The sequence below is a fragment of the Variibacter gotjawalensis genome (genome assembly GCF_002355335.1).
Lineage (GTDB): Bacteria > Pseudomonadota > Alphaproteobacteria > Rhizobiales > Xanthobacteraceae > Variibacter > Variibacter gotjawalensis.
Genome location: NZ_AP014946.1, coordinates 924,253 through 939,748, shown reverse-complemented (window position 1 = coordinate 939,748; position 15,496 = coordinate 924,253). Strand labels below are relative to the sequence as shown.

General features: G+C 64.6%; 17 protein-coding genes. 7 read left to right on the top strand and 10 right to left on the bottom strand.

What is annotated here, in order from left to right:
• Positions 1-12: 12 nt before the first annotated feature.
• A complete protein-coding gene (locus GJW30_RS04470) occupies positions 13-1,416 on the top strand; it encodes an FAD-binding oxidoreductase (protein WP_096352167.1) in 1,404 nt (467 codons plus the stop codon).
• Positions 1,413-1,850 carry a GNAT family acetyltransferase gene (locus tag GJW30_RS04465; RefSeq protein ID WP_096352164.1) on the top strand — a complete coding sequence of 146 codons (438 nt, stop codon included), beginning with the start codon at positions 1,413-1,415 and terminating at the stop codon, positions 1,848-1,850. The genes GJW30_RS04470 and GJW30_RS04465 overlap by 4 nt, the downstream gene beginning before the upstream one ends.
• 167 nt (positions 1,851-2,017) lie before the next feature.
• On the opposite strand, the gene GJW30_RS04460 is transcribed toward GJW30_RS04465, so the two are convergent.
• The 6 genes from GJW30_RS04460 to aroC all read right to left on the bottom strand — a co-directional run bounded on the left by GJW30_RS04460 (position 2,018) and on the right by aroC (position 7,630).
• On the bottom strand, positions 2,018-2,620 hold the full coding sequence (locus GJW30_RS04460; protein WP_096352161.1) for a hypothetical protein: 603 nt from the start codon (positions 2,618-2,620) through the stop codon (positions 2,018-2,020).
• 67 nt (positions 2,621-2,687) lie between these two features.
• Positions 2,688-3,524 carry a shikimate dehydrogenase gene (locus GJW30_RS04455; RefSeq protein WP_096352159.1) on the bottom strand — a complete coding sequence of 279 codons (837 nt, stop codon included), beginning with the start codon at positions 3,522-3,524 and terminating at the stop codon, positions 2,688-2,690.
• A 21-nt stretch (positions 3,525-3,545) separates the two neighbouring features.
• Positions 3,546-4,373, bottom strand: a complete 828-nt coding sequence (locus GJW30_RS04450) for a DUF1194 domain-containing protein (RefSeq protein WP_096352157.1) — start codon at positions 4,371-4,373, stop codon at positions 3,546-3,548.
• A gap of 258 nt (positions 4,374-4,631) precedes the next feature.
• Entirely contained in the window at positions 4,632-5,264 is a 633-nt protein-coding gene (locus GJW30_RS04445; protein ID WP_096352155.1) for an NUDIX hydrolase, read from the bottom strand.
• 144 nt (positions 5,265-5,408) lie between these two features.
• Entirely contained in the window at positions 5,409-6,518 is a 1,110-nt protein-coding gene (ribB, locus tag GJW30_RS04440) for a 3,4-dihydroxy-2-butanone-4-phosphate synthase (RefSeq protein ID WP_245408655.1), read from the bottom strand.
• A complete protein-coding gene (gene aroC, locus GJW30_RS04435) occupies positions 6,515-7,630 on the bottom strand; it encodes a chorismate synthase (RefSeq protein WP_096358653.1) in 1,116 nt (371 codons plus the stop codon). The genes ribB and aroC overlap by 4 nt, the downstream gene beginning before the upstream one ends.
• A 309-nt stretch (positions 7,631-7,939) precedes the next feature.
• On the opposite strand from aroC, the gene GJW30_RS04430 reads away from it, so the two are divergent.
• Together GJW30_RS04430 and GJW30_RS04425 are read left to right on the top strand one after the other, a co-directional pair.
• Positions 7,940-8,215: a hypothetical protein gene (locus GJW30_RS04430; protein WP_096352150.1), complete on the top strand. Its 276-nt coding sequence runs from the start codon at positions 7,940-7,942 to the stop codon at positions 8,213-8,215.
• Between the two features lie 80 nt (positions 8,216-8,295).
• Entirely contained in the window at positions 8,296-9,405 is a 1,110-nt protein-coding gene (locus GJW30_RS04425) for a PQQ-dependent sugar dehydrogenase (protein ID WP_096352147.1), read from the top strand.
• Here the strand turns inward: GJW30_RS04425 and GJW30_RS04420 are convergent, their stop codons facing one another.
• The 3 genes from GJW30_RS04420 to GJW30_RS04410 form a co-directional block, all read right to left on the bottom strand.
• Positions 9,406-9,792, bottom strand: coding sequence for a hypothetical protein (locus GJW30_RS04420; RefSeq protein ID WP_096352144.1), 387 nt, complete (start codon positions 9,790-9,792; stop codon positions 9,406-9,408).
• Between the two features lie 78 nt (positions 9,793-9,870).
• Positions 9,871-10,143, bottom strand: a complete 273-nt coding sequence (infA, locus tag GJW30_RS04415) for a translation initiation factor IF-1 (protein ID WP_096352141.1) — start codon at positions 10,141-10,143, stop codon at positions 9,871-9,873.
• 14 nt (positions 10,144-10,157) lie between these two features.
• Complete coding sequence (locus tag GJW30_RS04410; protein WP_096352139.1) at positions 10,158-12,065, bottom strand: DEAD/DEAH box helicase; 1,908 nt, start codon at positions 12,063-12,065, stop codon at positions 10,158-10,160.
• A gap of 305 nt (positions 12,066-12,370) precedes the next feature.
• Between GJW30_RS04410 and GJW30_RS04405 the strand changes: the two genes are divergently transcribed.
• Both GJW30_RS04405 and GJW30_RS04400 read left to right on the top strand, forming a co-directional pair.
• Positions 12,371-13,480 (top strand): ATP-dependent DNA helicase, encoded by a 1,110-nt coding sequence (locus GJW30_RS04405; protein WP_096352136.1) that lies wholly within the window; start codon positions 12,371-12,373, stop codon positions 13,478-13,480.
• Positions 13,477-14,085: a hypothetical protein gene (locus tag GJW30_RS04400; protein ID WP_096352133.1), complete on the top strand. Its 609-nt coding sequence runs from the start codon at positions 13,477-13,479 to the stop codon at positions 14,083-14,085. The genes GJW30_RS04405 and GJW30_RS04400 overlap by 4 nt, the downstream gene beginning before the upstream one ends.
• Positions 14,086-14,174: 89 nt before the next feature.
• Here GJW30_RS04400 and GJW30_RS04395 read toward each other — a convergent pair whose 3' ends face one another.
• Positions 14,175-14,612 (bottom strand): VOC family protein, encoded by a 438-nt coding sequence (locus tag GJW30_RS04395; RefSeq protein WP_096352130.1) that lies wholly within the window; start codon positions 14,610-14,612, stop codon positions 14,175-14,177.
• Between the two features lie 158 nt (positions 14,613-14,770).
• On the opposite strand from GJW30_RS04395, the gene GJW30_RS04390 reads away from it, so the two are divergent.
• Entirely contained in the window at positions 14,771-15,472 is a 702-nt protein-coding gene (locus GJW30_RS04390) for a TetR/AcrR family transcriptional regulator (RefSeq protein WP_096352127.1), read from the top strand.
• Positions 15,473-15,496 lie beyond the last annotated feature (24 nt).

The window sequence follows — 15,496 nt, the reverse complement described above, 5'->3', positions numbered from 1 at the left end:
GGAAGCTTCGAGATGTCGGACCTGCTTTCCCGTTTTGCCGCGATCGTCGGCGAGAAATATGCGATCCGCGATCCGCAGGATCAGCAGCCGTATCTCGTCGAGATGCGCGACCTCTATCACGGCCGCACGCCGCTGGTGCTACGCCCGGGTTCGGTCGCCGAGGTCTCCGCCATCCTCAAGCTCGCCAACGACAGCGGCACGCCGATCGTGCCGCAAGGCGGCAACACGGGTCTCGTCGGCGGTCAGGTGCCGCACGAGTCGAATACCGAGATCGTCGTGTCGCTCAAGCGGCTCGATCGCATTCGTGAGATCGACGCGACATCGAACACGATGACATGCGAAGCCGGCGTCGTGCTCGCCTCCGCGCAGAAAGCCGCGGACGAAGCCGACCGCTTCTTTCCGCTCTCGCTCGGCGCCGAAGGCAGCTGCACGATCGGCGGCAATCTCTCGTCGAATGCGGGCGGCACCGGCGCGCTCGCTTACGGCGTCGCGCGCGATCTCGTCGTCGGTCTCGAAGTCGTGTTAGCCGATGGCCGTGTGCTTAACGGGCTCAACAAGCTCAAGAAGGACAACACGGGCTACGATCTGAAGAACCTCTTCGTCGGTGCCGAAGGCACGCTCGGCATCATCACGGCCGCCGTGTTGAAGATGTTTCCGAAGCTGCAATCGCGCGCATCCGCATTCGTCGGATTGAAATCGCCCGAAGACGCGCTGCGTCTCCTCAATCTCGCGAATGCGCGCGCCGGCGGCTCGGTGACGCTGTGCGAGATCATGCCGCGGGTCGGTTTGGAGTTCGTGTTGAAGCACGGCAGCGGCGTGCGTAATCCGCTCGCCGGCATGCACGATTGGTATGTGCTCATCGAGCTTGCGACGGCTGCCGACAAGCCGCTGCGCGAGACGCTCGAATACATTCTCGGTGCAGCCTTCGAGGAAGGTGTCGTCGAAGACGCGGCGATCGCCGACAATCTCGATCAGGCGCGCTCGTTCAAGCATCTGCGCGAAACGCTCGCTGAGATTCAGAAATTCGAGGGCGGCTCGATCAAGCACGATGTCGCGGTGCCGGTCGCGCTGGTGCCGGAGCTGATCCGCAAAGGCAGCGCGGCTGCCGTGAAGCTCATTCCGGGTTGCCGCCCGGTGCCGTTCGGTCACCTTGGCGACGGCAACATTCACTTCAACATCACGCAGCCGGTCGGCGCCGACAAAGAGCAGTTCCTCGCGCGCTGGGAAGAGATGAACGAAGTCATCCACGGTCTCGTCGCGGATCAGCACGGTTCGATTTCTGCCGAGCACGGCATCGGCCAGCTCAAGCGTCATCTCCTGCACGATGTGAAGGATCCGGTCGCTTTCGCGCTGATGCAGTCGCTCAAGAAAACGCTGGACCCCAACAACATTCTCAATCCGGGCAAAGTGCTGTGAGTACGCTCGCGATTGCTCCGATCACGGACGCGGATGTCGAACCGGTCGTCGCATTGTGGGATCGCTGTGGTCTCATTCGGCCGTGGAACAATCCGCGCGCCGACATTGCGCTCGCGCGGCGCGGTCAGGATTCGACGATTCTGATCGGCCGCGATGGCGGTAAGATCGTCGCCAGCGCGATGGTCGGACACGACGGTCATCGCGGCTGGTTCTATTACGTGTCGGTCGATCCGGCGCGGCAGAAGAGCGGCTTTGGCCGCGCGATCATGCAAGCCGGCGAAGCGTGGTTACGCGAACGCGGTGTCGTGAAGGCGCAGCTCCTCGTGCGTCCCGAGAACACGCAGGTGCAGAAGTTTTACGAGAGCATCGGCTACGGCGAGCAGCCGATCGTCATGATGACGCATTGGCTCGACGGCCGCGACCGGCCGGTTTAGCGAAGCGCTGGTCATTCCGGGGCGCGTGTTGCTCGCGCAGCGAGCCACGCGAGCCCGGAATCCATATTCGCTGAAATTTCTCGTTGGCACCGGGGTTATGGATCCCGGCCCTCGCGGCGCAAACGCGTTTCACGCGCCGCGCACGCTCGGCCGGGATGACCACCTCACTACATCGGCGGATCAATCCCGCGGCCGACGGCGATACGTCCGGCCGTCAACGTTCCATCCGGTTGCCTCTGCGCGGCGCCGATGAAAATCTTCGCGCCTTCTTTAAGTTCGGTGCGGTCGGCCGGAACGAACGTCACGATCGGCGCATCCGGCGGAACGAAAATGTTCTGCTCGCCCTCTTTGTATTTCAGCGTGATCATCGGACCGTCGGCGCGCGTCACGGTTTCGGACACGGTCGCGTTCGTCATCGTGCTCTCTGGCATGAGATCCCACGGGCGATGACCTTCGCCGGTGCCGCGCATCGCCTCCGGAAAGATCAAAACCTCGACGGCACGCAATTGCCCGCCCGTCATCGGCGTCGATGCGATGCCGACGAATGTGTTCGCCTTCACGTCACTCATCTTTGCCGGAACAACGGCGGACACGCCCGTATTGTCGCCGAGCTTCACCGTCACGGTCGCGCCTTCGCGCGTCGTCACCGTGAGCAAGGGCAGATCGGCTTTTGCGATCGTACCGCGCACGCGCACCGGCGCTTCCTGCGCGAATGCGGGCGTAACGGTCATGACGATGGGGAGAACGAACAGCAGAGGGCGGAACAGCATTCAGAGCATCCTCGCAGTATTTTTGTGCCGCGAGGCTAGCACGTCCGGTGCGCCACGCCACGGTGTCCTAGTTCACGAGATCGCGTTCGACGAGCGCGCGAAGCTCCGCGGTTACCTCCGGCTTCACGCCGAACCACAGCGAAAAGCCGCGTACGGCCTGGTACAGCAACATCCCGAGACCGTCGGCGGTCTTCAATCCACGCGCCTTCGCGGCCGCCAGCAGCGGCGTCTCGAGCGGCGAGTAGACGATGTCGGAGACGGCTGCATCGCTTGCCAGCGGCGCGAGATCGATCTCGAGCGGCGGCTGTCCCGTCATGCCGAGCGACGTCGTGTTGACGAGCAGACGCGCGCTGCGCATCGCGCGCGGCAGATCGCTCCATGCCGTCGGCTGCACGCGATCGCCGAAAACGGACGCAAGCTTCGCGGCCTTCTCGATCGTGCGATTGACGAGAACGATGCGCTCGACCTTGCGCTCGATAAGACCGTAAATCACGGCCCGCGCGCCGCCGCCCGCGCCGAGCACGACGGCGGTCTCGAGTTCGGAATCCCAGCCCGATGCTTCGACGTCGAGATTAGCGACAAAGCCTTCGACGTCCGTATTCGTCGCGCACAGGCGGCCGGAGCGAAAGAAAAGCGTGTTGGCGGCGCCGACGCTGAGCGCACGCGAATCCGGATCGGCAAGCTGCAGCACGGCCTCTTTGTGCGGCAGCGTCACGTTGGCGCCGACATAACCGTTGCTCGACAGATGCGCGATGAAATCGCCGAGCTTCTCGGGCTCCACGGCCTCGCGCCGATAGTCAGCGTCGATGCCGTGTTGCCTCATCCAATATTTGTGAATCAGCGGCGAGCGCGAATGCTTGATCGGCCAGCCGATGACGCACGCGGCCTTTTGTGACGTCCCCATGGGTGCCGTTTAGCCGCTACGCTACTGCGCGTCTAGGCCACCGCGGCCCCAGCGCTCTTGCCACATGCGTTCGCCGATCGTGCAGGAAATGCGCGGCTCGCGCGCCTGCGCCAATGTCGGCCGCGGCATGTCGCGATGATCGGCGATTTCGAGCACGAGCTTGGTGCGGATCGCCTCGACGAATTTCTCGCGCTCGCGCAGCGGCACGACAAACGCGCCCGGGCCACCGATAACGCAGTCCTCGTAGTAGATATCGAGTTCGGCGATATCCATCGTCGCGGAATTCGGGCGTTTTAGCATGATCGGAAGGCCGTTGATCGTGATGCCCTTCTGGACGACCTCGTCGCGGATCACGGTGACGAGCGGGCCCTGATTGTTGGCGCCGTCGCCCGAGACATCGATCACCTTGCGCAGGCCTGCGAAGCCGTTGTTCTCGAACAGCGGCGCCGCGTAAGCGAGCGCACTCGAGATCGAGGTGCGGAATGCGCGGCGCATCGGCGCGGCGCCGATCTCGGCCGCGATGGCGCGCGCAGACGCTTCGCCGTCGAGCAAGCGCCACGGCATCACGATGCGCTGCTCGGCGCTGCCGGCCCATTCGAAATACGTCACCGCAATGCGGCCGTGCATGCCGTTCTTCAGCGCGTTGAGGAAATCCGGCGAGGTGAGCGCGAGCTGATAGCCTTCGCGTTGCAGCGCGAGTTCGTCAGGGTCCATCGAGTAGGAAATATCCACCGCGAGGACGAGCTCGACATCGACCGGCGTCGCGTTGGGGGATTTCTGGCCGGGCAGATCGATACCGAACGGCCGCAAGCTCGGCGACGCCAAAGCGAGCGCCACGCCGAGAGCCATTCCCACTGCCGCAACGGAACCGAACAGCCGCTTATGCATGCGCTTCTCCCGTCCCCGGAGCAGCATGGTGGCATGGAGTGTGGCGAGTGGCAAAGCTGCGCGGCTCTAGCGTCCCCTCTCCCGCTTGCGGGAGAGGGTTAGGGTGAGGGCAAGCAGCGTTTGCGAAGTCCCCTCACCCGCCTCAGCGCTGCGCGCTTCGGCACCCTCTCCCGTGAACGGGAGAGGGATTGGTGCCACAAGCTAGCTCTGACAAATAACCTACCGCCAGGCGAACAGCGGCTGCTCCAGGTCGGCAACGCGGGTGGCGCGGCCGGCCAGCACTTCGCGAAATTGAAAGATCATCGCGGCGGTCGGCGCATAGACCTGATCGTCGTTGATCAGCGCATGAATCTCCTGGCGCCCGGTCGCCTCGCTCTCCTGAAATCCGAAGGAGTTCGGCCGCATAATGTCGGCAATCCGGATGCGGAAGACGTGCGCGATCTCGTCCGGGTTCGGCGTTAGCGTCAGACCCGCGCCCGCCCAAACGACGACGGGAGCGATCATGTAGCCGGAACGGGTGACGAAATCGTCGAGCATGCCGAGCACATTCTCGGGAGGGAGTGCCAGCCCGAGTTCTTCCTCGGTCTCACGGAGCGCGGTCTGCGTCACCGTCTCGCCGGGGTCGCAGCGCCCGCCCGGCAGCGCGTATTGGCCGCTATGCGCCCGCAAAGTCTGCGGGCGGCGCGTCAACAGAAATGCGGCTTCGCCTGGATCGTCTTTCGCTTCGACGAGAACCAGCGCGACCGCCGCCTGTTTCAGGCCCGCGACGTCGCCGACCGGCACTTGCCGCGGGAACGCCGCGCAGCGCTCCGCGACTTCGCGGCGAAAAAATTCGTTAAGTGGATAGGACACAGCCCCACACTCCGCTCATTCCCGCGAAAGCGGCAATCCAGCATTCGCCCGAAGGGCGAAAATGACTCTTCTTCTTGCGTGCGCCGCACGCGGACTGGACCCCCGCTTTCGCGGGGGTGAGCGGAGATTGGAGCGGCGTCAAAATCACTCGAGCGGTTCGGTCGATTCGATCTCGATGCCGAAGCCGCCGAGGCCCACGTAAGTCGTGTTGGCCGAGGCGAGATTGCGGATCGACGAGATGCCGAGATCGCGCAGGATCTGCGCGCCGAGGCCGATCTCGCGCCATTGACGATGACGGACCGCCTCTTCGCTGCGCGCATCGGCAGCCGCGTCCTTGGTCGGCACGCCGACAGCGCCGTCGCGCAAGTACACGAGAACGCCGCGGCCCTCTTGCTTGAAGCGCTGGAGCGCAGCCTTGATGGTGCGACCGCCGCCGAACACGTCGCTGACGACATGCGCGCGGTGGAGGCGCGCCGGCACGCTGCGGCCATCGCCGATGCGGCCGTAGACGAACGCCATGTGATGCACCTTGTCGAACGGCGTCACGTAAGCGTAGCCCTGCAGCGGGCCGATATCGCTGACGAGCGGGAACTCGCTGACGCGCTCGACCAACTTCTCGCGCGCCTGACGATACGCGATGAGATCCGCCACCGAGATGCGATGCATCTTGTGCTTCTGCGCGAAAGCTTCGATCTGCGGGCCGCGCATCACGGTGCCGTCGTCGTTCACGAGTTCACAGATGACGCCGACCGGCTCAAGCTTGGCGTAGCGGCAGAGATCGACCGCGGCTTCCGTATGGCCGGAGCGCATCAGGACGCCGCCCTCTTTCGCGATCAGCGGGAAGATGTGGCCGGGGCGCGAGAAGTCGGACGCGCCCGCATTTGGGTTGGCGAGATTGCGCACCGTCGCGGTGCGATCCTCGGCCGAAATGCCGGTCGTGGTGCCGTGGCGATAGTCCACCGTGATCGTGAAGGCCGTCGTGTGCGCCGAGTCATTCTCGGCCACCATCGGCGTGAGATTCAGACGGCGCGCCGTTTCGATCGGCAGCGGCGTGCAGACGATGCCGCAGGTGTTGCGGATGATGAAGGCCATCTTGTCCGGCGTCGCATGCACGGCCGCGAGCACGAGATCGCCTTCGTTCTCGCGATCGTCGTCGTCCGTCACGATGACGATCTCACCGCGCGCGAAAGCCTCGATCACGGTTTGCACGTTGGTTTGCACGTCCATCACCTCGGTGTCTCGCGCCATGCTCATTCCTTCGTAAACGGCCAGCTCACGGGCTCGCCGACTTGCGCCCTGTGGCGCAGATAATGGTCCGCAATCACGCATGCCAGCATCGCCTCGCCGATCGGGACAGCCCGGATGCCGACGCATGGGTCGTGGCGGCCCTTGGTGACGATGTCGGTATCGGCACCGTAGCGATCCACGGTGCGGCGCGGTTGCAGGATCGACGACGTCGGCTTGACGGCGAAGCGCGCGATCACGGTCTGCCCGGTCGAGATGCCGCCCAGAATGCCGCCCGCGTGGTTGGAGAGGAACAGCGGCTTGCCATCGTTGCCCATGCGCATCTCGTCGGCGTTGTCCTCGCCGGTGAGTGCGGCGGCGCCGAAGCCGTCGCCGATCTCGACGCCCTTGACGGCGTTGATGCTCATCAGCGCGGACGCGATGTCGGCATCGAGCTTGGCATAGATCGGCGCGCCGAGACCCGGCGGCACGCCTTCGGCGACCACTTCGATCACGGCGCCGACGGACGAGCCGGATTTGCGCACGCCGTCGAGATACTCTTCGTAGAATTTCGCCTTGCCGGCGTCGGGGCAGAAGAACGGATTGTTGTCGACCTCGTCCCAGTTCCACGCCGCGCGATCGATCGCGTGCGGGCCCATCTGCACCAGCGCGCCGCGCACGATCAGTCCCGGCACGATCTTGCGCGCGATGGCGCCGGCCGCGACGCGCATCGCGGTCTCGCGCGCGGACGAACGGCCGCCGCCGCGATAATCGCGGATGCCGTATTTCGCATCGTAGGCGTAGTCGGCATGGCCGGGCCGATAGGCCGCCGCGATCTCGGAATAGTCCTTCGAACGCTGGTCGACGTTGTCGATCATCAGGCCGATCGGCGTCCCGGTGGTGACGTCCTCGCCCTTTCCGTTCGCCATCACGCCGGAGACGATGCGGACTTCATCCGGCTCGCGGCGCTGCGTCGTGAAGCGCGACTGGCCGGGACGGCGGCGATCGAGCTGCGTCTGGATCTCGGCGGCGGTCAGCGCGATGCCGGGCGGGCAGCCATCCAGCACGCAGCCGATCGCGGGCCCGTGGCTTTCGCCGAACGTGGTCACGCGGAAGAGATGGCCGAACGTATTGTGAGACATGAATGGCACCGATGCGCGGGACGCAATCACCCGCGCGATTGATTTGCCCGAGGCGGATCGGCCGGTCAAACGGTAGCGCGGCGATTCGCGGGAGCCCGCACTAATTCGTTGATCTATCGTTTATTTTTCGAGCCCCGCCGCAGCCTAATCGCGGGCCCGCGTGCGTAAATTTCGGCACATCGCAGTGTCCGCCACACTCCCGCCCCGATTTTTCAGCCGCGCCGCCTCAGTCCGGCCGAACGGAAGCCGAAGTCGAATGGCATTGATGACACCGGCGGATGATTCTCCGCTGATAGGCACCCGAAAACGATGAACCGCAACCCGACCCGCGACCCGCTCAGCACCCTGCCCCACCGCAGGCTGGCGACCGCGTGCGTCCAGCTGGGGCTCACCGTCGTTCTCGTGTTCGGCCTGCTGGTGTCCGCTACGGTCGTCTCGATCGGGATCGCCAATGCGGAAGACCTCGGCGCTCTCGTCCGCCCCGACACCGGCGTCATGATCGGCCTGATGGTCGTCGCCATCGCGGCGATGTGCGCCCTCTCGGCCGCGGCCGTGCATTTCGGTAATCGCTCGCGCGACCGATAAACTTCACCGAATCGTGAGATCGAGACATCGCCGCGTAACGCGCGGTGATGCATTGTCGCTCGAACACACGAGGAGAGTGTATGCAGCGATGGATTTTGGCGGCGAGCGTTAGCGTTCTGGCGATCGGGCCGGCAGCCGCGCAACAAGCGACCACTTACGGCGATCTCAAGGTCGACACGATCGCGAGCGGTCTGCGCAATCCCTGGGGTCTCGCCTTCCTGCCCGACGGCCGCTTCCTCGTTACGGAACGTCCCGGCCAAATGCGGCTGATCAGCCGCGACGGCAAGAAATCCGAACCGCTCGCCGGCGTGCCGCGTGTTTACGCAGTCGGCCAGGGCGGCCTTCTCGACGTCGTCCTGGATCGCGACTTTGCCGAATCGCAGACGATCTACTTCTGCTTCGCCGAACCGATGGAGGGCGGCGGACGCACGTCGCTCGCCCGCGCGCGCCTGCGCACCGACAAGATCGAAGACGTGCGTGTCATCTTCCGGCAAGCCGGGCCGCCGTCGACCGGCAATCACTGGGGCTGCCGCATCACGCAGACGCCGGACCGCAATCTCTTCCTCACGCTCGGCGATCACGACGCGCATCGCAATCTCGCGCAGTCGCTCGACAATCACATCGGCAAAATCGTGCGCGTGCGGCCGGACGGCGTGGTGCCGCCGGACAATCCCTTCGTCAACCGCAAGGACGCGCTGCCGGAGATCTGGAGCTACGGCCACCGCAACCTGCAAGGCGCCGCGCTCGAGCCGAGCAGTGGCAGGTACTTCACGCACGAACACGGCGCCAAGGGCGGCGACGAGATCAACGTGCCGGAGGCCGGCAAGAATTACGGCTGGCCGATCATCACCTACGGCGTCGATTACAGCGGCGCGAAGATCGGCATCGGTACCGAACGCGCCGGCCTCGAACAGCCGGTCTATTATTGGAAGCCGTCGATCGCGCCGTCCGGCATGGCCTTCTATCAGGGCGATCTGTTTCCGGCCTGGCGCGGCAACATGTTCGTCGGCGGCCTTGCGAGCCAATCGCTGGTGCGCGTCGAGATGCAGAACAACAAAGTCGCGAAGGAAGAGCGGTTGCTGGAGAAGATGAGCGAACGCATCCGCGATGTCCGCTCGGGCCCCGACGGCGCGCTGTGGCTGCTGACCGATGCGCGCGACGGAAAGCTGCTGCGGGTCAGCCCGAAGTAGCTAGCCGCAAGCCAGATTGGTCGCGTTGGCTGAGGCCCAGATCGCAACACACAGACCAAGCGCGAAGACCGTAAAGCAAAACGCCTTTTCGCGGCGCGTAAGCGGCAGTGTCGGCGGGCCACTATCGCCTCCGTATGCGACGATCTCAGCAAAACCCAAAGTATTCCGGAAGTACTTGCGCTCGCTCAAAGCCACGATGAGTTCGTTAGCGATCCAGCATAGCTGCAAGACGAGACCGATCGCGAGAACCCATGCCGAGGAGGCGGTGAACCTGCACCACGCAACGCCGTGGCGCGCATGCACATCGAACAGAATCAACCCGAGCGGTACGCTGGCGGCCGGCAACGCTAAGCCGAGCAAGATGAGCCACCGCTTCAGAGTCTGCATCCAACAGTCCCGATCAAATGAAAAAGGCGGACGCTACCCATGTAGCATCCGCCTCTTTCCTCAACCTTTACGCGACACTTACCGCCGGAACTGTGGCCGGCGCTGGCCGGACCCGATAACGGGCGGACGATCCGACTTGTGGCGGAAGCTGATGCGGCCACGCGCGAGATCGTACGGGCTCATCTCGACGATGACGCGATCGCCCACGCCGGTGCGGATGCGGAATTTGCGCATCTTGCCGGCCGTGTAAGCGAGCACTTCGTGTTCGTTATCGAGTTTCACCCGGAAGTTACCGTCCGGGAGCACCTCGGTGACGATTCCGTCAAACTCCAGAATGTCTTCTTTCGCCATGAGTCTTCCTGGTCTTAAGCGTTTGCCGGGCGCGCGCCGCGCGGGCGCTGGCGATACGGCTTATCATCCCTTTTCAGGAACGCGACAGAGCCTATTTCGCCGTCTCGCGCAACCGTTCCGCGCTGGCCACCGGCGTTTTGCTGGTCGCCCTTGCGGGAATGGTCCGGACGATTGCCGTTTTGCGGGCGCTGGCCGCGATGCGGGCGGCCGCCGTTCTTGCCCGGGGCGCCATGCGAACGCTCGCCCTTCGAGCGCTCACCTTCGGCGGCGCTGTGATGCGGGCGATTGCTATGGTTCGGGCGATCGCGGCGTTCACCGGCAGCCTCGCCATAACGCGGGGTTTCACCCTGGCGCGGCTGCCACTGACGCTCACCGCCGCGGTTTTCGCCGCCACGATTCTCGCCGGCACGGTGCTCGTTGTTGCGTTGACCGTCGCGCTGCGGACGGCCTTCACCGTGCGGACGCGCGTCACGTTGCGGACGACCCTCACCCTGCGGACGTGCATCACGCTGCGGGCGGCCTTCTCCGTGCGGACGTGCATCACGCTGCGGACGGCCCTCGCCATTCGGACGTGCATCACGCTGCGGACGGCCCTCGCCATTCGGACGTGCATCACGCTGCGGGCGGCCTTCGCCGTGCGGACGTGCGTCGCGCTGCGGGCGCCCTTCGCCGTGCGGACGTGCCTCGCGCTGCGGGCGGCCTTCGCCGTCACCACGATGTTCGCGACGCTCGCCACCGCCGAAGCGTTGACGATGACCGCCACGCTGCTGCGGCTTGCGTGCGCCGTGGCTGTGCGCCGGCGGCTCACCTTCGGCCGGGATCGTCATCTTGATGAGACGTTCGATGCTGCGGAGGTACGAAGCCTCCTCGCCATCGCAGAACGAGATCGCGATGCCCTCGGCGCCGGCGCGCGCGGTGCGGCCGATGCGGTGGACGTAGCTCTCGGGCTCGTTCGGGATGTCGAAGTTGATGACGTGGCTGACGCCGTCGACGTCGATGCCGCGCGCCGCAAGATCGGTCGCAACCAGGATCTTCGAGCGGCCGTCACGGAAGTTCGAAAGCGCACGCTCGCGCTGGCCCTGCGACTTGTTGCCGTGCAACGCGTCGGACGAGATGCCGGCCTTTTCCAGGAACTTCACGACCTTGTCGGCGCCATGCTTGGTGCGCGTGAAGACGATGGCGCGGTCCTTCACTTCGCTGTTCAGCGTCGCGACCAGAAGGTCCGGCTTCTGAGACTTCGTCGTGTGGATCACGCGCTGCGCAACCTTGTCGGCGGTCTTAGCAACCGGCGTCACGGCGACACGCGCCGGATCGCGCAGCAGCGAATCGGCAAGATCGGCGATCTCGCGCGGCATCGTTGCCGAGAAGAGCAGCGTCTGACGTTCGGCCGGAACCTTCGCGACGATCTTACGGATGTCGTTGATGAAGCCCATGTCGAGCATGCGGTCGGCTTCGTCGAGCACCAGCATCTCGATCGAGCCCAAACGCACGGCGTTGCCGCGCACGAGGTCGAGCAAACGGCCCGGCGTTGCGACGAGAATATCGACGCCGTTCATCATCGAGCGGACCTGACGGCCCATCGGCACGCCGCCGATCGCGAGACCGACCGAAACGCGCATGTGGCGCGCGTAGGTGCGGAAGCTGTCGGAGATCTGGCCTGAGAGTTCGCGCGTCGGTGCGAGAACGAGGACGCGGCAGCTCTTCTTCTCGAGCGGGCGCGGCGTCGTGGCGAGACGGTTGAGAATGGGGAGCGCGAACGCGGCGGTCTTGCCGGTACCGGTCTGCGCAATGCCGATGAGATCGCGGCCGCTGATCACCAGCGGGAGCGAATCGTTCTGAATCGGCGTGGGGGTGACATACTTCTCTTCGGCAAGTGCGCGAAGAATCGGCTCTGCGAGGCCGAAATCGTTAAATGAAGTCAAAGAAGGTCTTTCATGACGAAAACCGAATCAACGCGCATCACTGCCCTCGGCAGCCGCGTTGCGGTTTGCGAAGGACATCCCGCGTGTTCAGGGGTGTCTAACAGGGGGACAGATCGACTAAATGGCGGGCCGAAAACCAAGACGCCTCAATCAAGCGCCGGACTTCGTTCACGCGGCCCGCAAACGGCTGAGAGACAGCCAGTGATCCGCTGCGGCGGCATATGACAGTTTCTTGCGGCGGATTCAAGGCGCAAGATCAAACTTTGGCTAACGCACCGTCATTCCTCATATTATAGACATCGCCCATGACCACCTTCACGCCGCATCAGGACAAAGCACTCAACGCCGTTGCGGCTTGGCTGAAAGAGAAGCCCGGCGAAGGCTCGACGCCGCAGGTGTTCCGCCTCTTCGGTTACGCCGGCACCGGCAAGACAACTCTGGCGCGTGAGATCGCCGAGGCTGTCGAAGGGCGCGTGCAGTACGCCGCCTTCACGGGCAAAGCCGCGCTGGTGATGCGCGGCAAAGGCTGCGTCAACGCGCAAACGATCCATAGCCTTATCTATCGCCCGCGCGATTCGGGCGTCGAGACGCCGACCTTCGAGCTCTACGACGATTCGCCCGCCTCGCGTTCCAAGCTCATCGTCATCGACGAATGCTCGATGGTGGACGGCGATCTCGGCCGCGATCTGCTGTCCTTCGGCCGCCCCGTGCTGGTGCTCGGCGACCCGGCACAATTGCCACCCGTGCAAGGCGGCGGCTTCTTCACCGAGGCCGAGCCCGACGCGATGCTGACCGAAGTGCATCGCCAAGCCGAGGACGATCCGATCGTCCGTATCTCGATGCAGGTGCGTGCGGGCGAGACGCTCACGCCCGGCGAATATGGCGAGAGCCAAGTCGTGCGGCGGGACGGCCTCGATCCCAATCGCGTCATCAACGCGGATCAAGTTCTGGTCGGCCGCAACACGACGCGGCGCGCCTACAATCAGCGCATGCGCGAACGGCGCGGCTTCAAGGAGCCGATGCCGGTCGCCGGCGACAAGCTCGTCTGCCTGCGCAACAACCGCAAGAAGGGTTTGTTCAACGGCGGCCTCTGGATCGTGCGCGAAAACAAATCGCGCAAGACCGGGGCGCTCCGCTTTCGCCTGGCCTCCGACGAGGAGATGGGCGGACGCGACGTGAAGGTCTCGATCCGGCCCGAGTGTTTCTCCGGCGAGATCGAGACGCTCGACTGGAGCTTGCGCAAGCGCCACGACGAATTCGATTTCGGTTACGTCCTCACGGTGCACAAAAGCCAAGGCTCGCAGTGGGACGACGTCGTCGTCTTCGACGAGTCGTTCGCGTTCCCGGAACATCGCGCGCGCTGGCTTTATACGGGCATCACGCGGGCCGCCAAGCGGTTGACGGTCGTGACGTGAGTGAGCCTGCGAAGGACGAGTTCTTCGATCTTTTCGTTGTTCCGAAAACCGGCGGCATTGTTTGGAGCTACGCCAATCGCGGCATCACGGTGAAGGCCGACCGCGTCGCGTTCGAAATCGACGGCGTCGCGCATGAAGGCCGCTTCGCCGACATCCGCGAAATCCGCATGAGCGTGACGACCGTTCTGGCCAAAGGCTCCAGCGGAACCGGCGGCGTCTGCCAAATGACCTTCGCGGACGGTTTCGTGGTGAGCGCTGTCAGCAACGACGGGAGAGGCTTTCCGGACCCGGAGCGCATCGCGCCCTATGTGCATTTCGTTTCCGAGCTGCATCACAGATTGTCGGCGGCCGACAAGAACCGCATCCGCTTCTTCGCGGGCCTAACCGAAGGCCGGCACATGGTGCTGATGGTTGCGGCCGGCTTCTTTGCGCTGATGAGTTTGATCCCGCTCTTCGTGTTCTTCTACGTGGGCGAATGGAAGATCCTGCTCACGCTGATCGCTTGCGTCGCCTGCGCGTGGCCGATCTGGAAAAGCGCCGAGGCTAATCGCCCGCGCTCCTACAATCCCGACAGCTTGCCGGAAGACCTCATCCCAGAGTCATAAAAAAATACGCCCCGGAAGCCGGCAGAAGCTTCCGAGGCGTGCCGCGTTTTGCTGGAGGGGGCACAGCTGACGCGGGGACTACTGAGCGATTAGAACTTCGGCTTGCCGCCGTTGATCATCCAATGGGTGCCGAAGCGATCGACCAGCGAGCCGAACGATTCGACCCAGAAGGTCTCGGCCATCGGCATCTCGACCTTGCCGCCCTGCGCGAGCGCGTCGAACACTTCCTTAGCCTTCTCGGGCGTCGGGAAAGACACCGTGACGTAGACATTCTTCATCGGCTCGAAATTCGGCATCGGGCTGTCGGACGCCATCAGCATCGAGCCGTCGAGCTCCAGCGCCGCATGCGCGATCTTATCGCCGAAGCCGGCCGGTAGCTCCGCGCAGCCTTCCGGTGCGGGGCCTTCCTGCGGCGGGGTCTGCGAATACTTCATCATCATCTGCATCTTGCCTCCTAGAACGCGTTCGTAGGTGGTCATCGCCTCGGCGCAGGTGCCGCCGAAAAACAGGTAAGGCTGGAATTGCATCGTCGTTCTCCCGAAACTTCGAAGGCTTATGTGTACAGCGTCCACAATTGATATCAGGCAAAGTGGACATTGTCCACATCATAATGCGATGTTGCTGACAGCTTCGTGACGCGGCAGGCTATCCGGGGCCGGCGCAGCGCCGGCCAGGTGATTGAAATATGACGAAAAAAGCGCCCACGGCGGGGCGTCAGAAAAAATTGCGGACGACCTATCGGCACGGCGATCTGCAGCGCACGCTGATTGCGGCCGGGGTCGCGCTGGCCCGCGCCGGCGGTCCCGATGCGGTGGTGCTGCGCGAAGTGACCCGCCAGGCCGGCGTCGCGCCGAACGCGGCCTATCGCCATTTCAAAAGCCGCGACGAATTGCTGGAGGGCGTGCGCGCTGCGTCACTCGCCGCGCTCGCCGCCGCGATTGAGCGCGCGACCGCGCTGGAGATCGCCTCGCTCGGCGCCGTCTCGTCGCGCGGCGCAAAGAGCGTCACGCCGAGCCAACAGGATTTCGCGCGCGCGCGCCTCCGGGCCGTCGGCGCCGGATATCTGCGCTTCGCGCGCGAGGAGACCGGCCTCTTCCGCACGGCCTTCACGCCCGGCGCGCGCGGCATCGAGCATGTCGCCGATCCGGAGCGCGCCGGCCCGTCCGGCCTCAACCCGTTCGAACTCTTGAGCGCCGCGCTCGACGCGATGGCGGCGAGCGGCATCCTGCCGCCGGAGCGCCGGCCGAACGCCGAATATCTCGCCTGGTCGTCGGTGCACGGCATGGCGATGCTTTCGATCGAAGGCCCGCTCGTGCAAATCACGCAGGCCGAATACGCCGCGCTCGCGCAGAGTTTGCTGGCGATGGTTGAGCGGGGGTTGAGCTGATCGCACGCATCTCCCCACACTCCG

Coding starts and splice junctions, on each gene's coding strand:
- GJW30_RS04460 (WP_096352161.1), bottom strand. CDS start 2,620: ATGCTGTTCCGCCCTCTGCTGTTCGTTCTCCCCATCGTCATGACCGTT.
- GJW30_RS04390 (WP_096352127.1), top strand. CDS start 14,771: ATGACGAAAAAAGCGCCCACGGCGGGGCGTCAGAAAAAATTGCGGACG.
- GJW30_RS04425 (WP_096352147.1), top strand. CDS start 8,296: ATGCAGCGATGGATTTTGGCGGCGAGCGTTAGCGTTCTGGCGATCGGG.
- GJW30_RS04420 (WP_096352144.1), bottom strand. CDS start 9,792: ATGCAGACTCTGAAGCGGTGGCTCATCTTGCTCGGCTTAGCGTTGCCG.
- GJW30_RS04430 (WP_096352150.1), top strand. CDS start 7,940: ATGAACCGCAACCCGACCCGCGACCCGCTCAGCACCCTGCCCCACCGC.
- GJW30_RS04405 (WP_096352136.1), top strand. CDS start 12,371: ATGACCACCTTCACGCCGCATCAGGACAAAGCACTCAACGCCGTTGCG.
- GJW30_RS04455 (WP_096352159.1), bottom strand. CDS start 3,524: ATGGGGACGTCACAAAAGGCCGCGTGCGTCATCGGCTGGCCGATCAAG.
- infA (WP_096352141.1), bottom strand. CDS start 10,143: ATGGCGAAAGAAGACATTCTGGAGTTTGACGGAATCGTCACCGAGGTG.
- GJW30_RS04470 (WP_096352167.1), top strand. CDS start 13: ATGTCGGACCTGCTTTCCCGTTTTGCCGCGATCGTCGGCGAGAAATAT.
- aroC (WP_096358653.1), bottom strand. CDS start 7,630: ATGTCTCACAATACGTTCGGCCATCTCTTCCGCGTGACCACGTTCGGC.
- GJW30_RS04395 (WP_096352130.1), bottom strand. CDS start 14,612: ATGCAATTCCAGCCTTACCTGTTTTTCGGCGGCACCTGCGCCGAGGCG.
- ribB (WP_245408655.1), bottom strand. CDS start 6,518: ATGAGCATGGCGCGAGACACCGAGGTGATGGACGTGCAAACCAACGTG.
- GJW30_RS04450 (WP_096352157.1), bottom strand. CDS start 4,373: ATGGCTCTCGGCGTGGCGCTCGCTTTGGCGTCGCCGAGCTTGCGGCCG.